This window comes from Granulicella rosea, assembly GCF_900188085.1.
Lineage (GTDB): Bacteria > Acidobacteriota > Terriglobia > Terriglobales > Acidobacteriaceae > Edaphobacter > Edaphobacter rosea.
In genome coordinates this window covers 426,618-451,743 of record NZ_FZOU01000003.1, presented here as the reverse complement: position 1 = coordinate 451,743, position 25,126 = coordinate 426,618, and the positions used below count along the sequence as shown (strand labels likewise).

The following is a 25,126-nucleotide window of genomic DNA, read 5'->3' as shown; positions in this document are numbered from 1 at the left end:
CTACCTGTGCTTCAACCGCGCCAGATCGCGCAGATATTCCTTCAGCGGCCGCGCCGGCCGGCCCCAGAAGACCTCGCCCGGCCCACGCATCTTCTTGCCGCTCAGTACGCCCGCGCCTCCGCCCAGGATCACGCCAGCCCCCACCGTAGCATGCTCGCCGATGCCTACCTGCCCGCCGAGGATCGCTCCGTCCTCCACCACGCTCGACCCCGAGATGCCCGTCTGCGCCGCGATCACCACGTTCCGCCCGATGCGGCAGTTGTGCGCGATGTGGACAAGGTTGTCGATCTTCGCGCCCTTACAGATGCGGGTCTCGCCCAGCGCGCCTCGGTCGATGGTCGTGTTCGCGCCGATCTCCACGTCATCCTCGATCGCCAGCGTCCCAACCTGTGGGAAGCCGATGTACTCCCCGGTCGCCGCATCGCGCGCGAAGCCGAAGCCCGTCGATCCCAGCACCGCGCCGGCCTTCACCGTCACGCGGTCGCCCAGCGTTGTGCCCGGATAGATCGTGACGCCGGCCTCAATCCTGCACTCGCTTCCAAGACTGACGCCGCTCGACAGCACGGCATACGGCCCAATCCAACAGCGCTCGCCGATGGTGACGCCCTGCTCTACAATCGCCGTCGGATGCACATAGCCCAGCCGTGCCGGCGCGAAGAACGCCTGATAGACCCGCGCAAACGCAAGCCGGGGAGCAGCGGTCTCGATCACCCTCGCATCTTCAGCGCCGGAGCCAGCGCTCGCCAGAATCAAGCCAGCAGTTGACCCCAACGCCAGCGCCAGCGCGGCCTTATCGGTCGCAAAGACCACCGCGTCGGCGGTCGCATCGTCGATGCTCGCCAACCTCGCGATCTTCGTCTCCGGCACACCGGTCGTCGAACCCAGCAGCGCCGCAATCTCTTTCGCCTTCGCCATCAGTACACTCCTGCTTCGCCGGGCGGTCTGGTCTTCCAGCGCCGGTGCATCCACAGCCACTGGTCAGGATACTCCCGAATATAACGCTCGATCACCGCCGTAAAGTGCGCCGTGTTGGCAAGCACATCGGCCTCGTGGTCGCCGGTGCAAATCAGCTCGAGCCGTTCGCCGAAACGCAGAGCATAGCGCTGTTCGGACTCCTCCCAGACCAGAAAGCCCGGCACCACGGCCGCTTCGGTCTTCAGCGCGATGCGCGCCAACCCGGCCGCCGTACAGGCCTCGACGCCGAAGAACGGCACGAAGAGCCCCTGCGGCGGCGTCATGTTCGTATCCATCAGGATGCCGACCGTCTCGCCCCTGCGCATCGCGCCGATCAGGCCGCGGGCAAAGTCGTCCTTATGCAGCACGCGATTGCCATGCATGCAGCGGATGCGGTTGACGAACTCGTCGACCAGCGGGTTATCGAGCCGCCGGATCACCATGCCCATCGGGTAGCCGACCAGCGAGTGATAGAAGCTCGAAAGCTCCCACGCGCCGAGGTGGCCGGTCAACACCAGCACCCCCTTGCCGGACTCGCGCGCCGCCAGGTAGTGCTCCAGGCCACGATACTGGATGAACTCCCCCGCGCGCTCGGGAGTGTAACGCGGCATGAGGCAGAACTCCGCCAGCAGATGACCAAGATGCCGATAGACGCCGCGCAGGGTCCGATCGCGCTGCTCCGGACTCCAGTCGGGATACGCCATTTCGAGGTTGCGCAGGCCAACGCCACGCAGACGCCCCAGCAGCCGGTAGGCCAGCGCCCCGATCGCGGCGCCCACGCTGCGTGCCGCACGCCTTGGCAGCGTTCCCAACAGCCGGACCATCAGCCAGACGGCGGCAAACTCCAACCTCTGCCGGAGTGTCGCCCGGCGCGCGTCGATCTTTTCGCTTGCTTGCTTCAAGAGTTCAGTCTACAGAAAATGGGATAAAGAAAAAGAAACAAAAAAGGACAGCCCATAAGGCTGCCCTTTTTGCGATATCCAACTGCGGTTTAGTGGTTTTCCTTCGAGACGACGAAGTACTTCGCCACCGTGCGGACGAACGGACGAGCCGTGTCCGGCACCGGCGTCTTGCCACCCAGCACCACCTCGAACGGGACGTTCGCGCCATACATCGAACGCGTATCGTCTTGATTCTGCGAGAGAACCGTACCATCGAGGTCGATGCCGGCAAAAAGACCCTTGCTGCGCGAATAGGTCAGGAACTCCGCGTTCAGCTTCCAGTCCGTACCCGCCTGCGCATTGCGGCCCACCGGACCTGCCGAAGCAGCGGCGTCGCCGCCGATCTTGAACTTGTTCTTCAGCATGTCCTGCAGCCCCTGCTGGTTCATCGCGACGAGCACCAGGTCCGTCGCCTGTCCGCCAATCTGGAAGCCGAAGCTGCCGCCCGCAAGCTGCACGAACACCGGAGCGCTCCAGCCCTGAGGCGTGCGGCAGGTTGAAACGCCCTGTCCATACTGTGCGCCGACGACGAACGCGCCCTTCTTGAAGCTGGGGATGACCACGACGCAGGATGCGCCGGCCAGAATGCTCTGCGGGATGCCCTTATCGGGCGTGCCCATAATTTCGTCGATCACGTTCTTCGCGGCCGTGAGCCGCTCGTCCAGCTTGGGCTTGTCGCCCTGCGCGAACGATAGAGTTGCACTTGCACACAAGGCAGCCGCCGTAACAATCGAGCTAATACGCTTCATTTCACTTCCTCCGGAACTTCATCACCATGCCGCGGGGATCATCTGCGTTCAACCGTCCCCGATGCGGAACAGCTATGTGATGGATAGCACAGGGGGCGGAGTTGTACGGAGGGGTAGGAATCCACGAAGTCACCGGAGAGAAAAAAATGGGGGGCTACGAACCGGTGGGCAGATCGCCAACCTTGTCGCAGCCCCACTCTCCCAGGTCTGTGTTGCTTGAAGACACTTTGCCCTATCCCCAGTCATAGCACAACGGTACGGAGGTCTATAGACCTAAGTAACCACTTTGTTTACTCATGAGTTAATACATTTTCAGATTTCCCAATGCCACGCTCCAACGCGTAAAGCGTCAACTCCAGCCGCGTCTCCACGCCGACCTTGCGCATGATCCGGCCGACATGCGCCTTGATCGTCACGGCATCGACGCCCAGCGTCTCGGCGATCGCGCGATTCTGTTTGCCCGAGACCAGCAGGTGCAGCACCTCGGTCTCACGCACGGTGAACTTCGGCAGCTCGCGGCTGGCGGCGTCCTGGCTCTCGCGCGAGCTGGCCACGAGGCGCGCCATCACCTTACGCGGCGCCCAGACGGAGCCATCCTCGACGATATCGATCGCCATCTCCAGTTCGCCTTCGCGCGCCTTGTGGCTGATGTAACCCTTGGCGCCGGCGCCGATAACGCGTTCGATATAGTCGAACTCCGTCGACCCGGCCATGACGATCACGCGAAGCCGGGGACGCCGCTGGCTGAAGGCCGCCAGCAGCTCCAACAGATGCCCCTCGGTCGCGTCCTCATCCACCAGCACGATGGAGACGCCCTCCGTATCGAGAGCCCTCGGCGCGGACAGCGGCACAACCTCGATATTCTTCTTCGCCAGAACTGTCTGCAAACCCAGGATACGCAGCGGGTCGGTGGCGACCACCCCGATGCGCTTCAGAACCACAGGAGGCGCTTCCATTGGCTTGTTCACCTCGCGCACAAGGCGTCGTGTGAGTGTGCTCGGACCCACATCCGGGTATCCGGCCACCTATTGATGAGCCATTCTTTCTCTTTACATGGCCCTTACAGCTTCGGCAGAACGATCCCCTGCTGATTCTGATACTTGCCCCTGCGGTCGGCATAGCTGACCTCGCAGATCTCGTCGGACTGGAAGAACAGGATCTGGCACAGCCCTTCGTTGGCGTAGATCTTCGCCGGCAGCGGCGTGGTGTTCGAGATCTCGAGCGTCACGAAACCCTCCCACTCCGGCTCGAACGGCGTCACGTTGACGATGATGCCGCAGCGCGCGTAAGTCGACTTGCCGACGCAGATCGTCAGCACGTCGCGCGGAATCTTGAAGTATTCGATCGACTTCGCAAGCGCAAACGAGTTCGGCGGCACAATGACGCTATCGGCCGTCACGCTGACGAACGAGCGCTCGTCGAAGGCCTTCGGGTCGATCACGGCGCTGTTCACGTTCGTGAAGATCTTGAACTCGTCCGACACCCGCAGGTCGTAGCCATAGGAGGACAGGCCATACGAGATCACCCCATCGCGCACCTGTTTTTCACTAAAGGGAGAGATCATCCCGTGCTGCGTTGCCTGCTCTCGAATCCAACGGTCGCTCTTGATCGCCATAGTCCCCTGCTCGTTTTCCTGATAGTTTCAGGCTTCATCTTATATGGATGGATACGCGCCGGCGGCTGCGGAAAACTGGACCGTTTCGCTTGAAATGAGATCGCGCGCACGCCAGTCTTTCATTGACATTCGTCGCGCGGCTTTCTACGATGAACTAGACTTAGCATCACATTTTGTGCATCGCAGAGAGATGGCTCACCTTGATTAAACAGGATCTGATTCAGCGCGTCGTGGACCGTACCGGGCTCGTCCGGACCAAGGCGGAGGCCGCGGTCGACACCATCTTCGAGAGCATGAAGCACTCGCTGGTCGAGGGAGATCGCATCGAACTGCGCGGATTTGGCGTATTCACGGTCAAGCCCCGCAAGACCGGCGTCGGCAGAAACCCGCGCACCGGTGCGGAGGTCAGCATCGCCCCCGGCAAGGCAGTCCGCTTCAAGCCGGGCAAAGAACTTCATCTGATCGACTGAAATACCTTCACGCGCGCACGGTTCGGGCATCTTCTTCCGCTGCGGCGGCCACGCATCGCTGGCGTGGACTCGCCAAAGCGGATGTGTGCGTTTTTGAATACTCGCCGCAATCCGGCGCTGAAGGCACCTCCACTCGATGGCGACTCCGGGGCTACTCCCGAATCCGGCTGCAACGGCAGTGAAGCGTCCCGCTGCGGTCACACTTCGCGACGCACTCATTGCCACGTCGCTGTTTCTGCTGACCCTGATCTCCACCACGGCCGTCGGCGTGCGTTACATGTACAACTTCCGCCTCGGCCAGGATCCTCTGACGACCGACGCCGACCTGCTGCCTTTCAGTTGGGTCTGGCAACATCGCGAACTGTTCGTCAGCGGCCTGCCCTTCTCGCTCACCCTGATCGCCATCCTGCTCGCGCATGAGTTCGGCCACTACTTCGCCTGCCGGTATTACGGCGTGCGCAGCACCCTGCCGCTGATGCTTCCGGCGCCCTCACTGAGCGGAACCTTCGGAGCCGTCATCCGCCTGCGGTCGCGCATCCAGAGCCGCGCGGCGCTGATCGCCATCGGCGCGTCGGGGCCGATCGCCGGGTTTATCGTCGCGATCGGAACGGTGATGCTGGGGCTTCGCTGGTCGACCGTGCCAGCCTCCGGCGTTCCCTCGCTGGTCCACAACGTGCAGATTCCGCTCATCATCCAGATTCTGCATGCGATGATTCGCCACGCCGACCCTTCGCTGCAACCGATCCAGTCGATCGTGCCGCACCCGGTGCTGAGCGCAAGCTGGATCGGCATCCTCATCACCGCGCTGAACCTCATTCCGGCCGGCCAGCTCGACGGCGGACACATCATCTATTCCATCTCGCCGCGGCTGCACCGCCTCACCTCGGTGGCGACGGTTCTCTTCATGGCGATGCTCGGCATCGCGGGCTGGGTAGGCTGGCTGCTGTGGAGCGTCGTGCTGCTGCTGCCCGGCATGGGGCATCCGAGGGTTAAGAACAACGAGCCCTATGGCGTCGCGCACCTCGCGCTGATTCCCATCTGCTTCGTCATCCTGATTCTTTCGGGCACGCCGCGCCCCTTCGCCGGATACAGCCTGCTGGACATGCTCGCGAAGTATCACTGGCATTGGCCGTTGTAAGGGCAGAAGCAAATCCGTACAACTTGCTAGACTATAAATGTGAGCCAACTCCAGCCTTTCGCCAAAGAAAATCTGCGCAAATCCGCCTCATTTGCACTCGCCTTCGCGCTCCTCTGCACTGCTGCCGCCGTTGCCGAGCCGATTACCGGCGTCGTGACCAACAAGACGAACTCGAAGCCAGCCGCCGGCGATGACGTCGTCCTGCTGAAGCTCTCGCAGGGCATGCAGGAGCTGGCCCGCACCAAGACCGACGCCAAAGGCCGCTTCACCATCGAGGTGCCGCAGGACGGCCTGCACATGATCCGCGTCACGCACGACAAGGCGAACTACTTCCGCCCCGTGCAGCCCGGCACGCAATCGGTCGAGGTCGAGGTCTTCTCCGCCGCCGCCAAGGTCGACGGCGTGACGCAGGAGGCCGACGTGATGCGCATCCAGAGCGAGCCCGGCAACAACAGCGGCCTGCGCATCGTCGAGCACTACTTCGTCAAGAACGAGTCCAGCCCGCAGAAGACGCAGTTCAGCGATCATCCGTTCGAACTCTGGCTGCCGAAGGGCGCCGTCGTCGAGGGCTCGGCCGCGATGGCGCCAGGCGGCATGGCGGTGCAGCAACCGCTCGTTCCGATGGCCGACGATCCCAACCACTACACCATGATCTTTCCGCTGCGGCCGGGCGAGACGCAGTTCCAGGTCACCTACAAGCTGCCCTACAGCGGCAGCCTGACCCTTGCGCCCAAACCCGCGCAGCCGACCGACACCGTCGCCGTCATGCTGCCGAAGAGCATCAAGTTCCTCGCCGGCGCCTCGTCGCCCTACACCCCGGTGACCGAAGAGACCACGGCCCAGACCTTCGTCGCGCGCAATGTCAAGCCCGGCCAGCCGCTCGACTTCACCATCAGCGGCACAGGCGAGTTGCCGCGCGACTCCCAGGCCGGACAGCAGCAACCCGCGCAGCCCACCGGCCAGACCGCGACCGGAACCGCCCCCGGCGGCGATGCGGTCACGCCATCCGAGGCCAGCGCCCAGATGCGCGCCGACACCCAGCCCGGCAAAGGACTCGGCAACCCGCTCGACTCCGACGGCAATCTCGACCCGTGGGCGAAGTATAAGTGGTGGATCGTCGGCGGCCTGGCCGTGGTGCTGGCCGTCGGCGCCGGCCTCCTCTTCCGCAACCCTGGCGCGCCCGGCCACGCATCCAGTTCGCCTCAGCCAAACGGCCTGCCGCCAGTCGCCCCCGGTGGTCCGTTGCAGGTGCTCAAGGATGAGCTCTTCGCCATCGAGACCGAACGACTGCAGGGCCGCCTGACCGAGGCCGAGTACGTCGAGCAGAAGGCCGCGCTCGAGATCGTGCTGAAGCGCACGCTCGCCAGAAACGGAAACGTCTGATGCAGACCATTCTGCGCTTCCTGCAACTGATCGCCATGGTCGTCTGGGTTGGCGGAATCGTCTTCTTCGCCTTCGTGCTCGCGCCGTACGCCTTCCACAATCTGCCCACCCAGCACCTGGCGGGCGTGGTCGTGGGAGGCACGCTGCGCATCCTGCACCTCATGGGATTCGTCTGCGGGGGCCTGTTCTGGGTCGCCACCGCGATCCTCTTCACCCGCGCGCCCATGCGCGTGCGCGGCCGGTACGAGATGCAACTGATGCTCTCCGCCGTCATGCTGCTGGCGACCGCGTACCTGCAGGCGAACGTCCTGCCCGCCATGGACCTCGACGTCAGCCACGCCGGCGGCGACATCAACGCCGTGGCCGCGACGCACCCGGCGCGCGTTCACTTCGAAAAGCTGCATGTCCGGTCCGAGCGCGTCGAAGGGGTCGTGCTGCTCTTCGGCATCGGCGTCCTGCTGCTGATGGCGCGGGAAAATCCCGACCCGGCAAATACATAGCGCGCTGCCTCGGGTGTGTCGTACCTGCCGTGGCCTGTCCCTTTGTTTGTCATTCCCAAAGGGAATCTGCTTCTGTAGTTGTGCTTGCTTTTGCCTGTCGTCTTGTCTTTCATGCACGCATAAAGCCCCTACTGCACCACCAGCGTCACCGCGACGCTATGTAAGATCGGCGCCCCCGCCGCGCTGGTAGCCGTCCCTGTCACCACCAGATTCGCTGTCGTGGCAACGCCTCCAGCCGTCTTCACCCGCGCTCCGCACCCCGCGAGCAACAACGGCAGAGCCAGCAGCAAGACCACGCGACGCCGTCCGCGCAGAAATAGCCCCGGCAGTAGCAGGCAAACAAAGACGACCACGGGCAGCCGCAGCGAGGCAGTCTTCGCCGTCTGCACCGTCAGGGTGAAGCCCTGCGACGCTGCGGGCGGGAGCAACGCCGGGCTGAAGCTGGCCGTCGCTCCCGCCGGCAGCCCGCTGACCGAGAGCTCGATCGGACTCGCCAGCGTCGAGCCCTGCGAGGCGACCTGCGCGACCGCAAAGTTGAAGACAGCCGCGCTCCCCGCCGAGACCGTCTGACTGGCCGCCCCGGAGACAGCGAGCGTAAAGTCGGGGTTCGCCGCGACGCCGATCGTCTCGACCGCTGCCTGGCTTACGCTGCCGAGAAAGTCGACATCCCCCGCATAGGCCGCAGTCAGCGAGTGCGTTCCCAAGCCAAGAGTCGACACCGTCACCAGCGCATCGCCCGTTGCGCTCAGCGTTGCGGACGCGATGGCCGTGCCGCCATCCAACAGCTTCACCACGCCCGTCGGTATACCGGCTGTGTTGCTCGCGACGTGCAGGGCAATATTCACCACGGACCCGAGCGCGGCGCTTACAGGCGAAGGCGTGACCGTCGCGGTCGACGGCGCCTGCCCGATCGTCACCGCGCCCGGCGCGTACGAAAGCGCGTAATTCCCCGCCAAACTGCCCGTCAGCGCGGCTGTGATCGCATAAGCGCCCGGGGCCGAAAACTGCGTCGCCGCGCTGCTGAAGACGACAGAGACCTTACCGGCATCCTGCGCCAGCACGCCCGAGACCGTCCCGCCCAGCGCCGGAAGCGCCTGCCCGTAGAGCGTCGCTGCCGGCGCGGGCACAGCCGTGACCGGCGCCGGCGCAATCTCCAGCGGCGCCGCTCCCGATGCGGCCGGCGCATGCAGCGCATCGCCGCCGTAGTCGGCCGAGAGCAGGTGTGACCCGGCAGCCAGACCGCCGAGGCTGAACGCAGCGGCGTTGCCGGTCAGGCTCGCGATGCCCAGCGTAGTCGAGACGCCTCCCGTCGTATCGAGGAATGCGACGCTTCCGGTCGCCGGGCTCGAGGTAAGCGTCGCCGTAGCCGTTCCCGTACCGTAGACGGTGCTCGCGGGCGCGGCCAGCGTCAGCGTTCCCGACGCGAGACCTCCCACGCCGCCGATGGTGTGGATGATCGCCTGCGCGTCGATCTGTCGTATGCGCTGGTCGGCCGTATCGGCCAGCGTGACCAGACCCGCCGGCGAGACCGCCACGCCGCGCGGACTGTCCAGGCTCGCCGTCACGGCTGGCGTGCCGTCGCCCGCGAAGAGTTCCGTCCCCTCACCCGCGACGGAGGTGATCGCGCCGGTTCCGGCGTCGATCCGCCGGATGCGATGGCTGTGCAGGTCGGCGACGTAGATGTTTCCCGCTGCGTCGAGCGTGACGCCGCGCGGCAGGTTCAGGGCGGACGCCACCGTCGTGACGATCCGGGTCGTGGCATCGACCCGGCGCACGCGCTGATTGTGCGAGTCGGCGATGAAGAGATTGCCCGCCGCATCGACCGCCAGTCCGCCCGGTGAGTCGAACTGCGCGGCAGTCGCCAGCCCGCCATCGCCGGCAAAGCCCTGCTCGCCGCTGCCCGCCACCGTCGCGATCAACCCCGTTGCAGCGGCGACACGGCGAATGCGATGGCTGCGGCCATCCGCGATGTAGAGATTTCCCGCTCCGTCGAGCGCAAGCGCCGTGGGCAGGTCCAGGGTCGCAGCCGTCGCCAGTCCGCCGTCGCCCGCGGAGCCGGCGGCGCCTGTCCCCGCGAATGTCGTGATGACGCCGCTGACCGCGTCGACGCGCCGGACCCGGTGATTGTGTGCGTCCGCCAGGAACAGGTCGCCAGTCGCGTCGAGCGCTACCGAAGACGGTGAATCGAGTAGCGCCGCCGTCGCCGGTCCGCCGTCGCCGCCGAAGCCCTGCACTCCCGCGCCAGCCACGGTCGTCAGCGCGCCGGTCGAATCGATTCGCCGTATGCGGTGCGCGCCGGTCTCCGCAACGTACAGATTGCCCTGCTGGTCGAAGGCGATGCCGCCAGGCAGCAACAGCGGCGTGACCTGAGCCGACTGCCCCCAGCCAGGCGCACCCGCCAGCAACACGAGACACAGCGCCACTCGGAGCAGGCGGGTGAGGCGCGGCGATCGGCGCAATGGGTCGTTGCAGCTCAGCTTGACCATGGATATCGTGCGCCGATTATAGCCGCGCCAGCCTGCTTATCGCCGGTAAAACGCCTTGTCGTATCCGCGCAGGTAGGCGTTGCGGAAGTGCTCCACATACGGCCCGCGCGGTCCCAGGTTCGGGTCGTAGCCCGGCGCCTCGCGGAAGCGGCGGTCGCCCTGCGGACGGTAGCCGAAGCCCTGGTTCAGGTCGCGCAGGCCGTCGTCGAAGCCGGAACGGAAGCCGTTCTGGTCGGCGACCTGGATCAACGGCGGAGGCGCCTGCATCGGTGGAGGCGGTGGGCCCGGAGCGTAGTACACCGGCCGCTGCGCGCAGCCTGCAAGCAGGACCGTCGCAGTCGCCGCAATGGGAAGCAGAAGTTTCAGACGTTTCATCGAGATTCCTCCTCGGCCTGCAATCGCTGACGATCAAAGGCCTACGCTCCGTTTGAACGCAGCTCCCAGACGGATGTTGTGAAGAAAGAAGTTGCGGTGAAGAACGAAAAAAACGAAGTACAACTGCCGGGCAACCTTTGTCATCTATCAGCAATAGGCTCCTTGTACGTGGCCGAACGGAGAACGAACGCATGACGACGATGAATTTGAATCTGAAGACGATTGCTACCCTGACCCTTGGCGGCGCACTGATGCTGGGCGGTTGCAAAAAGAGCACCCCCGCCCCCGCGCCGAATGTTGCAGGCGTGTTGAACTCCGACGGCTCCACGACGAACCCCGATGGCTCGGTGACTTACCCGGCCCGCACCGCGCCGACCACCGCGCCGGTCACCAATTCGGACGGCTCCATCACCAATCCGGACGGCTCCGTGACCTATCCGAAGGGCTCGCCACAGGCCCAGCGTGAGACCGCCGCCGCGTCGGTTGCCTCGCCTGCTCCTCCTGCCGCGCCCGCTCCCGCGCCGGCCCCGGTCAACGCCATGACAGCCGAGGCTCCCGCGCCCGTCGCCGTGACGATTCCGGTCGGAACCCCCATCTCGGTCCGCGTGACCGAGACCCTGAGCGCCAGCCGCAACAACGTCGGCGACCACTTCACCGGCGTATTGAACTCCGGCCTGATCGTCCACGGTGAGACCGTGATCCCGCGCGGCACGCCGGTCGGCGGCGAGGTCGTGGCCGCCAAGGGCAAGGGCCGCTTCAAGGGCGCGGGCGACATCGGCATCGAGCTAACCTCGATCGCAGGCCACCACGTGCAGTCCAGCGAATACGAGGCCGTCGGCAAGGGACGCGGCAAGCGCACGGCCGGCTTCATCGGCGGCGGCGCAGGTCTCGGCGCGCTCATTGGCGGCCTGGCTGGCGGAGGCAAGGGCGCGCTCATCGGAGGCGTCGCCGGAGCCGGAGCCGGCACCGCAGCGGGCGCCTATACCGGCAACCGCGACGTCGTCATCCCGTCCGAGACGGTCGTTCGCTTCACTCTGCGCTCGCCGCTCACGCGCTGACGCCCGCCCTTCCAGAATGGGCCACGGGATTCCGTGGCCCATTCTCCTTGCTCCCGACGTACACTGGGACGATGCGACTTACCCCCGTCTTTCTTCTCTCCGCCATCGACGCCGCTCACTTCCCCGGTGAGACGAAGACCTTCGGCGCGCCGGAGATCGCTTTTCTCGGCCGCTCGAACGTCGGCAAGTCCTCGCTGATCAACGCGCTGCTCGGCTCGAAACAGGCTCACACGTCGTCGACGCCCGGTCGCACCCGCGCCATCAACTTCTTCTCGCTGCACGAGGGCGCGGGCGACAAGCGCAAGGTGCGCCCATCCCTGATCTTCGCCGACCTGCCCGGCTACGGTTACGCCAAGATCTCCAAGGCAATCTCGAGCGAGTGGCCGAAGTTCATCGAGCCCTACCTTGCCGAGCGCGAGACGCTTGCCCTCTCCATCTGCCTGGTCGACACCAACATTCCTCCGCAGGAGAACGACAGCCAGCTCATCCACTACCTGCAGGAGATGGGCAAGCCGTACCTGGTCGTCGGCACAAAGTCAGATCGGCTCTCCGGCAATGTGCTGGCGAAGTCGCTCGCCGCGCTCAAGAAGAAGCATGAAGTCGACGATATCCTCATCGTCTCCGCCAAGACCGAAGCCGGAACCGGCGCGCTGTGGCAGAGGATTCATGCCGTCGCGGCGGAGAGCCGGTAGTCTTTCTTGTTTGTCATTCCCGCAGGGAATCTGCTGTTGTACTTACAACATACTCATCATGGCTCTAGATATCTGTCTTTGCTTCCAGGTAGGCCAAGGCTTTAGCCTTGGCACTCAAACCCAGCAAAGAATGGGCTTCAGCCCATGGGTATGCCTTCTTATCCAGCCCTACCCTCTGATTGAAAATGCTATAACTCCGGCAAAAAGGAAAAAGCAGTTTCCCTTCGGGAATGACAAACAAGAGAACAAGCAACAACAAAAGAAGCGTAAACACAGAAAGGCCCGTGGAGGAATCCACGGGCCTTTGCTGTCGGTTGTAAACGACATCACTCGCCGTAGTAATCGAGACCGAGGTGGGTGATCAAATCCTGGCCCATGATGTGGCGCAGCGTGTTCTTCAGCTTCATCGACTGAATGAACAGGTCGTGCTCCGGATACACGCCGGGCGCGCTGTCGGGATCCTTGAAGTAGAAGCTCAGCCACTCCTGAATGCCCAGGCCCTTCAGCTCCGACGAGCGGGCTGCGAGGTCCATGAACAGGACGAGATCGAGCGCCAGCGGAGCCGCCAGGATCGAATCGCGGCACAGGAAGTCGACCTTCAACTGCATAGGGTAACCGAGCCAGCCGAAGATATCGATGTTGTCCCAGCCCTCTTTGTTGTCGCCACGCGGCGGATAGTAGTTGATCCGCACCTTATGGTAGAGATCCTTGTACAGGTCCGGGTGCAGTTCCGGCTGGAAGATGTGTTCGAGCACGCCCAGCTTCGAGACCTCCTTGGTCTTGAAGCTCTCCGGATCGTCCAGCACCTCGCCGTCGCGATTGCCGAGGATGTTGGTCGAGTACCATCCGGCAACGCCGAGCATGCGGGTCTTGAAGGCCGGCGCCAGCACCGTCTTGATGAAGGTCTGGCCGGTCTTGAAGTCCTTGCCGCAGATCGGCGCGTTCATCTTGCGCGAGAGTTCCTTGAGCGCCGGGATGTCAACCGTCAGGTTCGGCGCGCCGTTCGCGAACGGAATGCCCTCCTTCAGCGCGGCCCAGGCATAGAGCATGGACGGGCTGATGCCGGGATCGTCGTTCACAAGGCCCTTCTCGAACGCTTCGAGGGTCTGGTGAACCTCCGTCTGCTCGAGATAGATCTCGGTCGAGCCGCACCAGATCATCACCTGGCGGTCGGTCTTCGTCTTGAACTCCGCAATGTCGTTGCGGATCTGGTTCGCGAGGTCGCACTTGTTCTTGCCGACCTTCTGGTGCTTCGCGGTCAGGCGCTTCACGTAGTGCTGATCGAAGACGGCCGGCATGGGCTCGATCGATTCGAGGAACGGACGAATCTCTTCGAGCGTGTCGCGATCCAGCACCTGCGCGGTCTTGGCCGCGTCGTACAGGTTGCCGCCGAAGATATCCCAGCCGGTGAAGACCAGGTCCTCAAGCGGCGCGATGTCGACGAAGTCCTTGATCAGGGGCGAGTTGTTGTCGGTGCGCTTGCCCAGCCGGATGGTGCCCATCTGTGAGATGGAGCCGATCGGCTTCGCCATGCCGCGGCGGATCGCTTCCACGCCGGCGATCAGCGTCGTCGCAACGGCGCCCATGCCGGGGATCATGATTCCAAGTTTTCCTGTGTGAGGCTTGATGCTGGCCGCTTCTTGAGGCGCGGCTCCGGGTGTAGACATTCTGGGCAAGACCCTTCTATCGAGCGATATTTCCGATACATCGGACACTCAAGTATCGCTCACACGCACTCGCGCGCGCAAACAAAACCCGTTACCGGTAACTGTAAATCCCTTTTCAATTCAATCACTTACAAAGACAAACCAAGCCGGAGTTTCGGAAATGAACGCAATTTCCATCCGCTAAACGTACAAACGCCAAACACCGATCTTCACCGAAAGCTCCGATTCAGATCGGCAGCATCGGCAAGATCGGTGTTGAGTCCTTGTCAATCGTGGAACAAATCTACTTCTAAGGGCGCTCTGATTAAGTCCGCAACCCATATCCCAGGGGCTAAAGCCCCACTGACTCTGCGGAACTTATTGTCCGGGCTAAAGCCCGGACCTATCTTAATCAGAGGTTCCCTAAGCCGGCTCGGAGGTGCGGATCCGGTTCTTCCAGTGCGACTTAACAAAGACGACGAACAGGATCACGATCACCGCCTCCACCCCAAGGTGGAACCGGTGGAAGATCTCTTTGAACTCAGGATTCGTATTCCAGCTCGCGCCGAGACGCATCCCTACATATGCCAGCGCGTAGCACCAGGGCCAGGACCCGATGAACGTATACACGTGAAACCGCACCTGGTTCATCTTCGCCACGCCGGCCGGAAACGCAATGAATGTGCGGACGATCGGCAGCATGCGGCCGATCAGCACGGCGAAGGAGCCGAATTTGACGAAGAACCTGTCCACGCGGTCGAGGTCGTGCCGGCTCAGCAGCAGGTAGCTTCCGTAGCGCTCGACCATCGGCCGCCCGCCCCTCGCGCCCACCCAGTACGCCGGGATCGAGCCGATGTTCGAAGCCAGCGAAGCCGCCGTCGCCAGCAGGATCAGATCCCACTGCGAGTGCGCCAGCGCGTACCCGGCCAGCGGCATAATCACCTCGGACGGGATCGGGATGCAGGCAGATTGGATCGCCATCAGGACGACTACGCTGGCATACCCACCGGCAGCGATCAAACTGACGACAAGAGCGAAAATTTTCTCAGACATTTCCGTTCAGTATATCGAGAACCGCTCCCAACCGGCTTTTGTTAGCATCGAATTCATAGAGACGACAGGAGATTCAACCCCCGATGGCAGAGTTCATCCCATTCAAGAACGAACTTCCCGATCCCGCTGAGACCAAGGAAGCCCAGGCGGCCGTCGCCGCCGAAGACCGCGCCGCGTCGGGCGAGCACCGCGTCGCGCTGGAGCACCTGGCAACCGCGGTCTCCACGCCGGTAACGCCGCCGGGTCGCCCCGCCTCCAGCTACGGCGCGGCCCCGCACGATCCGTCCAAGCCGCCCGTCAAGCGCCAGATCGTCTGCTTCAGCTTCTATAAGGTGATGCCCGAATGGCGCCGGCTGCCCGCCGCCGAAAAGGCCCTGCACAAGGCCGCCTTTGCCGACGTGCTGAAGAAGTGGAATAAGCCGGGCGAGTTCCTCTCGCTGACGTATTCGACCATCGGCACGCGCGGCGATGTCGACATGTGCATCTGGTCGATCGGCTACGCGGTCGACGAGCTGAACGCCATGCGTTCGGAGCTGATGGGCACACCGCTCGGCGGCTACCTCACCAGCCCGCACAACTTCCTCGCCATGACCAAGCGCAGCCAGTACCAGATCGACCGCCCGGACGAGAGCGAAGGCGAAGGCCGCGGCGCGATCCGTCCCGGCGGACAGAAGTACATCTTCATCTACCCGTTCTGGAAGACGCGCCCGTGGTACCTGCTCTCGGCCGCCGAGCGCAAGCGCCTGATGGACGAGCACATCCGCATTGGCCTGATGTACCCGCGCGTGAAGCTCAATACGACCTACTCCTTCGGCATCGACGATCAGGAGTTCGTGGTGGCCTTCGAGACGAACTTCCCCGAGGACTTCCTCGACCTCGTCCAGCAACTGCGCGAGACCGAGATCAGCCTCTACACCCTGCAGGACACGCCGATCTTCAGCTGCGTCCGCCTGCAGCCGATGGATATGCTCGACCGGCTGGGCTAACTCTGTCCGAGCAACCTACCCGAGGGCGGCTCAAAGAGCCGCCCTTATTTCGTGGTCGACTGATCTGCGATAGGCTTTCCATGATGGCAACGAAGAAGCGCTCCGCCAAAGCCCTGACGCCTCCACAGAAGCTCTCGCCCAAGGCCCGCAAGCTGGCCATCGAAGGCGTGCCCGCCGCGAAGGCCCGCAAGATCGCCGCCTCCGAACCCACCAGCAAAACCAAGCGCGGCCGCACCATCAAGCCCACCTCGAAGGAGCGCGTCGCCGCCATCCTCGACGCTCTGGCCAAGACTTATCCCGGCGTAGTCTGCGCGCTCACGCACCGCAACGCCTTCGAGCTGGTCATCGCCACAGCGCTCTCCGCCCAGACAACCGACGTCAACGTGAACAAGGTAACGCCCGAGCTCTTCGACTTCTACCCAACACCGAAGGCCCTTGCCGCCGCGCCGTTGCTGGAGATAGAACGCATTATCCACTCCACCGGCTTCTACCGGGCGAAGGCGAAGAACATCAAGGCCGCCGCGCAGGTGCTCGTCGACCAGTTCAAAGGCAAGGTGCCCGAGACGATCGAAGAGCTCATCCTGCTCCCCGGCGTGGCGCGCAAGACGGCGAACGTCGTGCTCGGTTCGTGGTTCGGCATACCCTCGGGCGTTGTCGTGGATACACATGTCTCGCGCATCTCGCAGCGTCTCGAACTGACCAAAAGCACCACGCCCGAGAAGATCGAACTGGACCTGCAGAAGATCGTCCCTCAGGATCGCTGGATCAACTTCTCGCACGAGCTGATCCACCACGGCCGCCAGGTCTGCATCGCGCGCAACCCGCGCTGCGTGGACTGCACGCTTGAAAAGATCTGCAACTCCGGCGATAAGACATGGAGCTCCTGGTAGCGACTTACTCCACGAAGTAAGTCGTCAGCGCATCGACCAGACCGGCAATCGTCGCCTGCCCTGCCTCGATCTGCGGCGGATGCCCCAGCTCCGTCAGCGTCCGCGAGGTCACCGGCCCGATGGACGCGATGAGGATCGAAGGATCGAGCGCGAGCCCTGCCATCTCAAGCAGCGCAAACAGATGCGTTGCAGTCGACGAGCTGGTGAAGGTGATCGCATGCGGCCGCCTCGCCGCGTCATGCAGAGCCGAGGCAAGCGCCTCCGCCGCACCCTGCGGCACGACGTTGCGATACGCGTCGGCAATGGTCACCGTCGCACCGGCGGCGGCGAGTCCTTCGGGCAGCACATCGCGCGCCTCGGACGCTCGCGCCAGCAGCACGCGACTGCCCGCGACGACCTGCGGCGCCAGCTCCGCCAGCAGCGCCTCCGCCACATACTGAGCGGGCATCAGATCGACCTCCAGCCCGCAGGCGAGCGCCGCCTTCGCCGTCGCCGGTCCAACCACCGCGACACGCGGCAGGGAGCCGGACGCCCCCACCTGCTCCCTCCGTTCGCAGAAGCTCTTCACCGCGTTGGCCGACGTGAAGACCACCCAGTCGAAGCGCGGCAGATCCGCCAGCGCGGCGTCCATCGCCTGCCATGAGGCAGGCTCGGCAAGCTCGATCGTCGGGATCGGCAGCGTCTGAGCGCCGCGGCTTTCAAGCTGCGCCGCCAACTCCGACGCCTGCTGCCTGGTCCGCGTGATCAGGATGCGGACGCCATCGAGTGGGAGATGCGGTCTCATGTCCTGATGATTGTACTTCCGGGTGAGCCACATGACTTTGGTGTTGAATCCGCGCCCTCTGCCGATAAGCACGGTAAGGATGGATTCGATGACCTTCAGATATCTGGTGTGGCTCCTGCTCTGCCTTGGCGTCGTGCCGGTCTTCGCACAGGACGAAGAGCACGTGCAGGTCCATGGCTTTGTTACCCAGGGGCTGCTGTACAGCAAGGATAACAACTACCTGGTGAGCGGCACGAACACCGCGTCGGTGGACTGGACCGAGGCGGCTGTCAGCATCACCGACCGTCCCGCGCCCAAGCTGCGCATCGGCATCCAGCTTCATTATTACGAACTGAGCGATCTTGGGAGCAATTATCCAACCATCGACTGGGCGCTGGGCGACTACCAGGTCAATCCTTATTTCGGCCTGCGCGCGGGCAAGGTCAAGACGCCGCTTGGCCTCTTCAACGACACGCAGGATATCGACCCCGTGTTGCTTTGGGCTCTGCTGCCGCAGTCGATTTACGCAAACGACAATCGCAACTTCTTCCTCTCGCACTATGGCGGCGATGTCTACGGCACGACGCCATTGGGCCAGAAGGGCGGCAAACTCAGTTACCGCGCCTACGGCGGCACAAACAATCTCCCTGTAACGGGTGGGTTCGGCGAACAGATATACGACCAGACCGGCCTCGTCTTCGACAACGATCTGCCCGCGAAGCAGGGGGGCGCCGACTTTCGCTGGCAGACGCCCATCAAATCGCTGATGCTCGGCTCGAGCTTTCTTTATGTTCACACTCATGCCAAGGCGGAGAATGGAACAGCCGATATCAAGTCCTACGCGCCTGCCTACTATGGCAAGCTCGAAGCGGGACGGTACTATGCCGCGGGCGAGTATCGCCGTTCGATTAACCATGCACTCTTCAATATCAGCTCGTCCGATGTGAAGACGACCTACGACCTTAAAGCGTGGTACGCCATGTTCTCCTATCGGGTAAATACGAAGCTGCAGATAGGCGCTTACTACAGCCATTATCTCTATGCTCCAGGAATGGCGAGTTACGCATCGAATAACTCGAAGGATCTTGTCCTATCCGGGCGATACGATTTCAATCAGAATTTTTATGCCAAGGTCGAAACACACTTCTTACATGGAACAGCGCTCGGATATTATCCCGACGACAATCCCGACGGCGTAAGACCACGCACCAATCTCGCCGTCGCCAAACTGGGATTCAGCTTTTAGGAAAGGGGGAGGATCCGATGAAAGTACGCTACCTGTTCATACCGTTACTGCTGCTGTGTGGAGCGCCGTCGCTCCGAGCCCAGAAGATCATCATCATCGCCAATCGCTCCGCGAAGGTGGAGGAGATAGGCATAAGCGATCTGCGCGGCATCTTTCTCGGCAGCAGCACGCGCTTCAAAAACGGCGTTACCGCCGTGCCGGTGCTGCTGCGCAGCGGTCCGGAGCATGACGACTTTCTCGCCGAGTATGTCGGCAAGGTCGATAGCAGCTTTCGCACCGTATGGCGCAGCCTGGTCTTCACCGGCGTCGCCTCCATGCCGAAGAACACGGATTCGGACGCAGCCATGGTCGCCTACGTCGCCAGCACGCCCGGAGCCATCGGCTATGTCAGCAAGAACTCGCCTCATGACAACGTTACGACCGTGGCGGTGAAGTAATGATTAGAAATCTCGACGTTCGATCGAAGATACTCACCGTCCTGAGCTTATTGCTTCTAGGCTACTTATTTCTGCTCGGCACGATGAACTGGAATATCTCGAAGACCACGACTTACTCGCAGCAGGCGTCGGACGAGTTATTCCCCGCCGCGCTCAGCAGCCAGGAGGCGGAGATCCTCTTTCAGCGCGTCGTCAAGCATTATCAGGACGCCGTCGTCCTGCAAGATCAGAGCGGAATCGCCGCGGCAGCCGAGGACGAAGAGCACGTGCTGGCGGATCTCGCCGAGGTCCGGCGTCAGACACACAACGACCCGGTTCGGCTTGCGCTGGCCGACCAGGCCATCGCCCTGATGACCGATTTGCGCCGTCTGGCCGAACAGACCTATCCCGCGCTGATGAAGAATCCCGACGCCGCCACCCCGGAGACGCTCGCCAACGTCGCGCGCCTGGCGAAGGAGAACCGCGATATCGCCGACCTGCTTCACAAGGTCAGCCTCGATGTCTCCTCGGACTTTCGCGAGGAGCTTCATGGCATGGCCGACATGGCGGCGCATGAGCGGGTGTACGGCATCATCGTCTTCCTCGCCGCGTCCATCTGGGCCGCGCTCTCGATCGTGCTCATCGAGCGGCAGATCGTCCGTCCGGTGAAGAGCCTCTCCGCCCGGCTGCGCGACATCGCCGAGGGCGACGGCGACCTGACCAAGCGGCTCCGCGTCGAAGGCGACGACGAGCTCGCGCAGGTCGGCGCCTCATTCAACCTCTTCGTCGACCAGCTTCAGAGCATCCTGCAGGAGGTCGCCACGAGCACCGTGCAGCTTTCGAGCGCCACCTCCGAGATCGCCGCCTCGTCTATCCAGATGTCCAACCGCGCCGACACCCAGCAGCAGGAGACCATGCAGATCGCCATGGCGATGGAGGAGATGTCGGCCAGCGTCGGCGAGGTAAACCGCAGCTCGCAGGCCGCGGCCGAGAAGGCCCGCCACGCCGCCGCCACCGCGCGCAACAGCGGCCACGCCGTGCAGGAGACGCTCTCCACCATGCGCGACGTCGCCGCCTCGGTCGAAGAGACCGCCGGCCAGATCACAGAACTCGGCCAGCGCTCCACCGAGATCGGCAAGATCGTCGGCGTCATCCACGACATCGCCAACCAGACCAACCTGCTGGCGCTGAACGCCGCCATCGAGGCCGCTCGCGCCGGCGAACATGGCCGCGGATTCGCCGTCGTCGCCGGCGAAGTGCGCGGGCTGGCCGAGCGCACCGGCCAGGCCACGCTGCAGATCGGCGAGGTCATGAACCTGCTGCAGCGAGGCACCGACGACGCCGTCACCACCATGCGCCGCAGCCAGGTGCAGGTGCAGCTCGGCGTCGAGGCCGCAACCACCACGGGCGACTCGCTCCAGAAGATCATCGAGGCCGTCGAACAGGGCGCGGACATGATCACCCGCGTCGCCAGCGCCACCAGTCAGCAGGCGACCTCCGCCGCGCAGGTGAACGAGAACATCGCCCGCATCGCGACCATCACGCGCCAGTCCGCCGCCGGCGCGCAGCAGTCGGCCAACGCCGCCGGCGAGCTCTCCGCGCTTGCCGCCAATCTGCGCACGCTCATCTCGAAGTTCCAACTCGACACGCCGCAGCCCGCGACCAACTACCGCTCGCCACGCCCGGTCACCCCGGCGCCGGTCCGCGCCTCGGCCTACTCAAACTGACCGCAGCGCCAGCCCCTGCGCGACCGAGGTGAACTCATCCCCGGCCACCACGCGATCTTCGCCAAACCGCGAAGCGAAGATCGCCCGCACCGCTGGAACGAAGCTCGTGCCGCCGGTCAGAAAGACCCGGTCGATCGCCTGCGCGGCGACGCCGGTCGAGGTCAGCAGCCCGTCGACCGTCTCCGCGATCTGCTCGAGCTCCGGCGCAATCCAGTCCTCGAACTGCGCGCGCGTTACGGGAATCGGCCCGATGTCGACCGTCGAAAAGCTGCGCCCAAGCTGCGGTCCGCCGAACTGAAACACGGCCGCCTCGCTCCGCGAAAGATCGATCTTCGTCCTCTGCACGGCCTGGTGCAGCGGATAGCCCAGATCCTCGTCGATCACGCTCTGCAGCGCCTCGATCTTCTCGGGCTCCAGCCCTCGCTTCTGCGCGCTGGTCAGAATCTCCAGCACGTTGCGCGTCTTCAAAAACGAAAGATAGTGCCACCGCTCCAGATTGGCGTAGATCCACGCCGGAACCGCCGGCAGCAGCTTGTTCAATCCCCTCGCCTGCGAGTCCGACCCGAGAGCCGGCGAGACCAGATGCCGCACGATCTTCGCGTCGAACGCATCGCCCGCCAGCCCAAGACCAGCCGTCGCAATCACCTTCGTCGGCCGCGCGCCGCCGACCTGCAGGATGGAAAAGTCGCTCGTGCCGCCGCCGAAGTCGCCGATCAGGATCGTCTCCTCGCGGTCGAGCGTCGCCTGGTAGGCGTAGGCCGCGGCCACCGGCTCGTACTCGAACTCCACCGACTCGAAGCCCGCCTGCACGAACGCCGCGCGCAGCCGCGTCAGCGCGTAGGCCTCATCCTCCTCGGTCTCCGCGCCGACGAAGCGCACCGGGCGGCCGACCGTCGCATGCAGCACCGGCTGGCCGAACTGCTTCTCGGCTCGCAGACGCAGATCCTTCAGGATGCGCGAGATCAGATCCTCGAGCGTGTACCGTCGGCCGAAGACCTCCGTGCCGCTCAGCGTCTTGCTCGGCAGGTAAGACTTCAGCGACTGGATGAGCCGGCCCGGCCGGTCGCCTTCAGCATGCGCCGCAAGATACTGCGCGATCGCCTCCGGCCCGCTGAAAGACTGGATGCGGCTCGCATGTTTTTCCAGATACAGCAACGACCGCGAACTGAACGAGTCGTTCGAGAAGCGCACCAGCTCGACGCGGTTTGGCGCAATCGCGCGCGCGACCGAGCTGTTCGTCGTGCCGAAGTCGATACCGATAGAGGACGGTGCAGATTGGAAAGCCGAAGGCATGAAGACCTATTATTTCGCAGAGCGGCGCCCCGTGCGGCTTAGCCATCAACATTTGCGAGAGCAAGCCGGTGTACCGTAACAGGAGGGGTTCGGCCATGAGTCTTGAAACGGATATCGAACGGATGAAGATGCAGGAGCTGCGCCTGCGCTTCGAGCGCTTCTCCGCCGAACAGGCATGGGAGTTGGGCAGCCGGCTGCGAGACGCCGCCGTCGCGCTGAATGCTGGCATGGCCTTCGAGATCCAGGTCGCCGGCCTGACGCTCTTCGCCGCCGTGACCGACGGCGCCACCACCGGCATGCAGGACTGGATTCGCCGCAAACGCAACACCGTCATGCGCTTCGGCAAAAGCTCCTACGCGGTAGGCCGCGAGCTCGACCTGGCCGGCACGACGCTCGAAGCACGCCAGGGCCTTGCGCTCGCCGACTATGCCACACATGGCGGCGGCTTCCCCATCCGGCTGCGCGGCACAGGGCTGATCGGCTCCGTCGTCGCCAGCGGGCTGCCCCAGCGCGACGATCACAACCTGGTCGTCGAAGCCCTCGCCAGCATGTTGAACGTGCCGCGGAAGGACGTCGCCCTCGAAGAGTAAGGTCTGTAACCTTTCCGCGATAGGCCAAGTCTCAGGCGCAGGTCCATATGCGCATCTACACAGCCTTCGCCACGATCGCCGTCCTGCTTGCCGCGGGATTAATGCTCCTGAGTGCTCAAACCACGGCGACGCCCACCCAGGAGCCGCGCGATCGCAGCGCGATCCTCGTCGAACTCTTTACCTCGGAGGGATGCTCCAGTTGTCCGCCCGCCGACGCACTGTTGCGCCAGTTGAACGGCGCGCATGCCGCGAACGGTCAACGCCTGATCGTCCTCAGCGAGCACGTCACCTACTGGAACTCACTGGGCTGGACCGACCCGTTCTCCGCCGAGACCTATACCCAACGGCAGGCCGCCTACACCGAAAAGCTACGGCTCGATAGCGCCTACACTCCGCAGATGGTCATCGGAGGCATCGAGCAGGTCGTCGGCAGCGACCGCGCCGGCGTCGAACGGGCGATTCGCAAGGCCGGTCAACAGAACTCGCCGGCTTCCATCCGCATCCTCAACGCGAATCCCGAAGGCAACCGCCTCCAGATCGCTTACGCCACCGCCGGTGAGACAAAGGGGGCTGAGATCATCGCCGTACTGACCGACGATACGGATCAATCCAGTGTGCAGCGCGGCGAAAACTCAGGCCGCACCCTGGCCCATGTCTCCGTCGCACGCACCCTCACCCGGATCGGCAAGGCGACGAGCTCCGGCGCGCAAAGCGCAAGCGTCGCTCTGCCCGCCAATCTGCTTGGAACTCCGGGCCATCACCTCATCCTCTTCTTGCAGATTGCGGGACAAGGCCGTGTGCTGGACGCGGATGCCAGGCCGATCGGCTAACCAGCCAGCAGCTCCAGCGCCCCGCGCTCCTTCAGATGCTTCGCGCACCACTCGCCGATCGTCTCCGCCTGATCGCTTGGGCTGGCCTCGGTCGAAACCTGCACCATCTGCTCCCCATCGGGCGACAGCACCTGCGCAAACATCCGCCAGCGACCCGACTCCACAAGGCAGTGCGCGCCCAGCGGCAGCTCGCAGCCGCCGCCCATCGCCGCCAGAAACGCCCGCTCGGCATCCGTACAGAAGCGCGTCTCCCAGTCATCCAGCTTCGAGACCGCCGCGAAGATCTCCGCATCGCGCCCCGCGTCGATATCCCCCGTCAACGGATGCTTCGGGTTGCGGGTCTCGAGCGCCAGCGCGCCCTGCCCCGGCGCCGGCGTCAGCTCCTCGATATCGAACCGCTGATGCACGCTCTCCGCCCGCTCCAGCCGGTCGAGCCCCGCGCACGCCAGCACCAGCGCGTCGCACTCGCCCTTGTCCAGCTTCGCCAGCCGCGTATCCACATTGCCGCGCAGCTCGACGAACTGCAGATCCGGCCGCAGCGCCAGCAACTGCGCTCGCCGCCGAGGGCTGGTCGTCCCAATCCGCCCGTTGTAAGGCAGCGTATGCAGCGCCCAGTAAGGCTCGCAGACGAAGGCGTCGCGGGCATCCGCACGCGGCGGAACGGCGGCGATCGTAAAGCGGGGATCGATCGCCGTCGGCAGATCCTTATAACTGTGGACCGCCAGATCGATACGCCCAGCCGCCAGCGCCTCCTCGATCTCCTTGGTGAAGACGCCCTTGCCATCCAGCCCTGCCGGAACCACGAACCCCGGCTGCTGCATCCGGTCGCCCGTCGTGCGGATGACCTCGATCTCGACCGCGTGGCCGGCGTTGCGAAGCTGGGCGGCGATATGATTCGCCTGCCAAAGTGCGAGTTGGGACCCTCGGGACCCGATGCGAATAGTCGTCATGTCTTTTCAAGGATACGGGATGCGGATAGAATCTCGCCATGCAGGAGACTCTATATAAAACATCAACACCCGATGCTTCGCGCCTAGACGGCGAAGGCGAAGCACTATATCTCACTTCAAAAACCGAAAATGGGATGAACGTTTATTTCGTCGAGCAATTTCACGGTTGGTGGGACAGCTCTGTAAAGAAATATATCTTGGGTCAAAGAGTCTTATCCAGCGAAACTTTCACTACTTTCGACTCTGCTCAGGCGCTATACAACGAGCAGAAAGAAAGTCTTGCCCGACAGGGATTTAAGCATTCTTTCTCGCTCAATCCGTATGGACCAGATCCCATTTACACTCTGATCTCTGTTGACTGAGTGGGGCCAGCCA

General features: G+C 63.7%; 27 protein-coding genes. 14 read left to right on the top strand and 13 right to left on the bottom strand.

Annotated features, from left to right (window positions below):
- The 5 genes from lpxD to dcd all read right to left on the bottom strand — a co-directional run bounded on the left by lpxD (position 1) and on the right by dcd (position 4,259).
- On the bottom strand, positions 1-915 hold the full coding sequence (gene lpxD, locus CHB87_RS11295) for a UDP-3-O-(3-hydroxymyristoyl)glucosamine N-acyltransferase (RefSeq protein WP_089408520.1): 915 nt from the start codon (positions 913-915) through the stop codon (positions 1-3).
- Positions 915-1,778 (bottom strand): lysophospholipid acyltransferase family protein, encoded by an 864-nt coding sequence (locus tag CHB87_RS11290; RefSeq protein ID WP_089408667.1) that lies wholly within the window; start codon positions 1,776-1,778, stop codon positions 915-917. Before CHB87_RS11290 ends, lpxD begins: the two co-directional genes overlap by 1 nt.
- Positions 1,779-1,945: 167 nt before the next feature.
- Positions 1,946-2,644 carry a lipid-binding SYLF domain-containing protein gene (locus CHB87_RS11285; RefSeq protein ID WP_089408519.1) on the bottom strand — a complete coding sequence of 233 codons (699 nt, stop codon included), beginning with the start codon at positions 2,642-2,644 and terminating at the stop codon, positions 1,946-1,948.
- Positions 2,645-2,934: 290 nt separating this feature from the next.
- Complete coding sequence (locus tag CHB87_RS11280; RefSeq protein WP_089408666.1) at positions 2,935-3,600, bottom strand: response regulator transcription factor; 666 nt, start codon at positions 3,598-3,600, stop codon at positions 2,935-2,937.
- Between the two features lie 104 nt (positions 3,601-3,704).
- Positions 3,705-4,259 carry a dCTP deaminase gene (gene dcd, locus CHB87_RS11275; protein WP_089408518.1) on the bottom strand — a complete coding sequence of 185 codons (555 nt, stop codon included), beginning with the start codon at positions 4,257-4,259 and terminating at the stop codon, positions 3,705-3,707.
- Positions 4,260-4,459: 200 nt separating this feature from the next.
- Between dcd and CHB87_RS11270 the strand changes: the two genes are divergently transcribed.
- The 4 genes from CHB87_RS11270 (at position 4,460) to CHB87_RS11255 (ending at position 7,750) form a co-directional block, all read left to right on the top strand.
- Positions 4,460-4,729 carry an HU family DNA-binding protein gene (locus CHB87_RS11270; RefSeq protein WP_089408665.1) on the top strand — a complete coding sequence of 90 codons (270 nt, stop codon included), beginning with the start codon at positions 4,460-4,462 and terminating at the stop codon, positions 4,727-4,729.
- 136 nt (positions 4,730-4,865) lie between these two features.
- The gene (locus CHB87_RS11265) at positions 4,866-5,867 is read left to right on the top strand and encodes a site-2 protease family protein (RefSeq protein ID WP_142988309.1); all 1,002 of its coding nucleotides are present in this window, start codon (positions 4,866-4,868) and stop codon (positions 5,865-5,867) included.
- A gap of 39 nt (positions 5,868-5,906) precedes the next feature.
- A complete protein-coding gene (locus CHB87_RS11260) occupies positions 5,907-7,250 on the top strand; it encodes a carboxypeptidase-like regulatory domain-containing protein (protein WP_245817938.1) in 1,344 nt (447 codons plus the stop codon).
- Positions 7,250-7,750, top strand: coding sequence for a DUF4149 domain-containing protein (locus CHB87_RS11255; protein ID WP_089408516.1), 501 nt, complete (start codon positions 7,250-7,252; stop codon positions 7,748-7,750). The genes CHB87_RS11260 and CHB87_RS11255 overlap by 1 nt, the downstream gene beginning before the upstream one ends.
- 128 nt (positions 7,751-7,878) lie before the next feature.
- Here CHB87_RS11255 and CHB87_RS11250 read toward each other — a convergent pair whose 3' ends face one another.
- Positions 7,879-10,236, bottom strand: coding sequence for an NHL domain-containing protein (locus CHB87_RS11250; RefSeq protein ID WP_245817937.1), 2,358 nt, complete (start codon positions 10,234-10,236; stop codon positions 7,879-7,881).
- Between the two features lie 36 nt (positions 10,237-10,272).
- Entirely contained in the window at positions 10,273-10,611 is a 339-nt protein-coding gene (locus CHB87_RS11245; protein ID WP_089408515.1) for a hypothetical protein, read from the bottom strand.
- Between the two features lie 191 nt (positions 10,612-10,802).
- On the opposite strand from CHB87_RS11245, the gene CHB87_RS11240 reads away from it, so the two are divergent.
- Both CHB87_RS11240 and yihA read left to right on the top strand, forming a co-directional pair.
- Positions 10,803-11,669: a hypothetical protein gene (locus CHB87_RS11240; protein ID WP_089408514.1), complete on the top strand. Its 867-nt coding sequence runs from the start codon at positions 10,803-10,805 to the stop codon at positions 11,667-11,669.
- 71 nt (positions 11,670-11,740) lie between these two features.
- A complete protein-coding gene (gene yihA / locus CHB87_RS11235) occupies positions 11,741-12,361 on the top strand; it encodes a ribosome biogenesis GTP-binding protein YihA/YsxC (protein ID WP_089408513.1) in 621 nt (206 codons plus the stop codon).
- Between the two features lie 64 nt (positions 12,362-12,425).
- Here yihA and CHB87_RS11230 read toward each other — a convergent pair whose 3' ends face one another.
- The 3 genes from CHB87_RS11230 to CHB87_RS11220 form a co-directional block, all read right to left on the bottom strand.
- Complete coding sequence (locus CHB87_RS11230) at positions 12,426-12,659, bottom strand: hypothetical protein (protein WP_089408512.1); 234 nt, start codon at positions 12,657-12,659, stop codon at positions 12,426-12,428.
- Positions 12,660-12,687: 28 nt separating this feature from the next.
- Positions 12,688-14,028 (bottom strand): inositol-3-phosphate synthase, encoded by a 1,341-nt coding sequence (locus CHB87_RS11225; protein WP_089408511.1) that lies wholly within the window; start codon positions 14,026-14,028, stop codon positions 12,688-12,690.
- Between the two features lie 402 nt (positions 14,029-14,430).
- The gene (locus CHB87_RS11220) at positions 14,431-15,060 is read right to left on the bottom strand and encodes a DedA family protein (RefSeq protein ID WP_089408510.1); all 630 of its coding nucleotides are present in this window, start codon (positions 15,058-15,060) and stop codon (positions 14,431-14,433) included.
- A gap of 83 nt (positions 15,061-15,143) precedes the next feature.
- Here CHB87_RS11220 and CHB87_RS11215 point away from each other — a divergent pair, with 83 nt between their 5' ends.
- Both CHB87_RS11215 and nth read left to right on the top strand, forming a co-directional pair.
- Positions 15,144-16,046: a chlorite dismutase family protein gene (locus tag CHB87_RS11215; RefSeq protein ID WP_089408509.1), complete on the top strand. Its 903-nt coding sequence runs from the start codon at positions 15,144-15,146 to the stop codon at positions 16,044-16,046.
- 80 nt (positions 16,047-16,126) lie between these two features.
- The gene (gene nth, locus CHB87_RS11210; protein ID WP_089408508.1) at positions 16,127-16,936 is read left to right on the top strand and encodes an endonuclease III; all 810 of its coding nucleotides are present in this window, start codon (positions 16,127-16,129) and stop codon (positions 16,934-16,936) included.
- A 4-nt stretch (positions 16,937-16,940) separates the two neighbouring features.
- Here nth and CHB87_RS11205 read toward each other — a convergent pair whose 3' ends face one another.
- Entirely contained in the window at positions 16,941-17,720 is a 780-nt protein-coding gene (locus tag CHB87_RS11205; protein ID WP_089408662.1) for a uroporphyrinogen-III synthase, read from the bottom strand.
- An 88-nt stretch (positions 17,721-17,808) separates the two neighbouring features.
- On the opposite strand from CHB87_RS11205, the gene CHB87_RS11200 reads away from it, so the two are divergent.
- Genes CHB87_RS11200 through CHB87_RS11190 form a run of 3 tightly spaced genes read left to right on the top strand, consistent with a single transcriptional unit; the run spans position 17,809 to position 21,088 of the window.
- Positions 17,809-18,945: a hypothetical protein gene (locus tag CHB87_RS11200; protein ID WP_142988308.1), complete on the top strand. Its 1,137-nt coding sequence runs from the start codon at positions 17,809-17,811 to the stop codon at positions 18,943-18,945.
- Positions 18,946-18,962: 17 nt separating this feature from the next.
- Positions 18,963-19,382: a type 2 periplasmic-binding domain-containing protein gene (locus CHB87_RS11195; RefSeq protein ID WP_089408506.1), complete on the top strand. Its 420-nt coding sequence runs from the start codon at positions 18,963-18,965 to the stop codon at positions 19,380-19,382.
- Positions 19,382-21,088, top strand: coding sequence for a methyl-accepting chemotaxis protein (locus tag CHB87_RS11190; RefSeq protein ID WP_089408505.1), 1,707 nt, complete (start codon positions 19,382-19,384; stop codon positions 21,086-21,088). Before CHB87_RS11195 ends, CHB87_RS11190 begins: the two co-directional genes overlap by 1 nt.
- Here the strand turns inward: CHB87_RS11190 and CHB87_RS11185 are convergent.
- Positions 21,080-22,381, bottom strand: coding sequence for an Hsp70 family protein (locus CHB87_RS11185; protein ID WP_089408504.1), 1,302 nt, complete (start codon positions 22,379-22,381; stop codon positions 21,080-21,082). The two genes, CHB87_RS11190 and CHB87_RS11185, sit on opposite strands and share 9 nt — an antisense overlap.
- 95 nt (positions 22,382-22,476) lie before the next feature.
- On the opposite strand from CHB87_RS11185, the gene CHB87_RS11180 reads away from it, so the two are divergent.
- Together CHB87_RS11180 and CHB87_RS11175 are read left to right on the top strand one after the other, a co-directional pair.
- Positions 22,477-22,971 (top strand): heme-degrading domain-containing protein, encoded by a 495-nt coding sequence (locus CHB87_RS11180; protein WP_089408503.1) that lies wholly within the window; start codon positions 22,477-22,479, stop codon positions 22,969-22,971.
- A gap of 47 nt (positions 22,972-23,018) precedes the next feature.
- Positions 23,019-23,801, top strand: a complete 783-nt coding sequence (locus CHB87_RS11175) for a DUF1223 domain-containing protein (RefSeq protein ID WP_089408502.1) — start codon at positions 23,019-23,021, stop codon at positions 23,799-23,801.
- Here CHB87_RS11175 and hemC read toward each other — a convergent pair.
- Positions 23,798-24,751, bottom strand: a complete 954-nt coding sequence (gene hemC / locus CHB87_RS11170; RefSeq protein WP_089408501.1) for a hydroxymethylbilane synthase — start codon at positions 24,749-24,751, stop codon at positions 23,798-23,800. The genes CHB87_RS11175 and hemC overlap by 4 nt on opposite strands.
- A 38-nt stretch (positions 24,752-24,789) precedes the next feature.
- On the opposite strand from hemC, the gene CHB87_RS21890 reads away from it, so the two are divergent.
- The gene (locus CHB87_RS21890) at positions 24,790-25,113 is read left to right on the top strand and encodes a hypothetical protein (RefSeq protein WP_142988307.1); all 324 of its coding nucleotides are present in this window, start codon (positions 24,790-24,792) and stop codon (positions 25,111-25,113) included.
- Positions 25,114-25,126 lie beyond the last annotated feature (13 nt).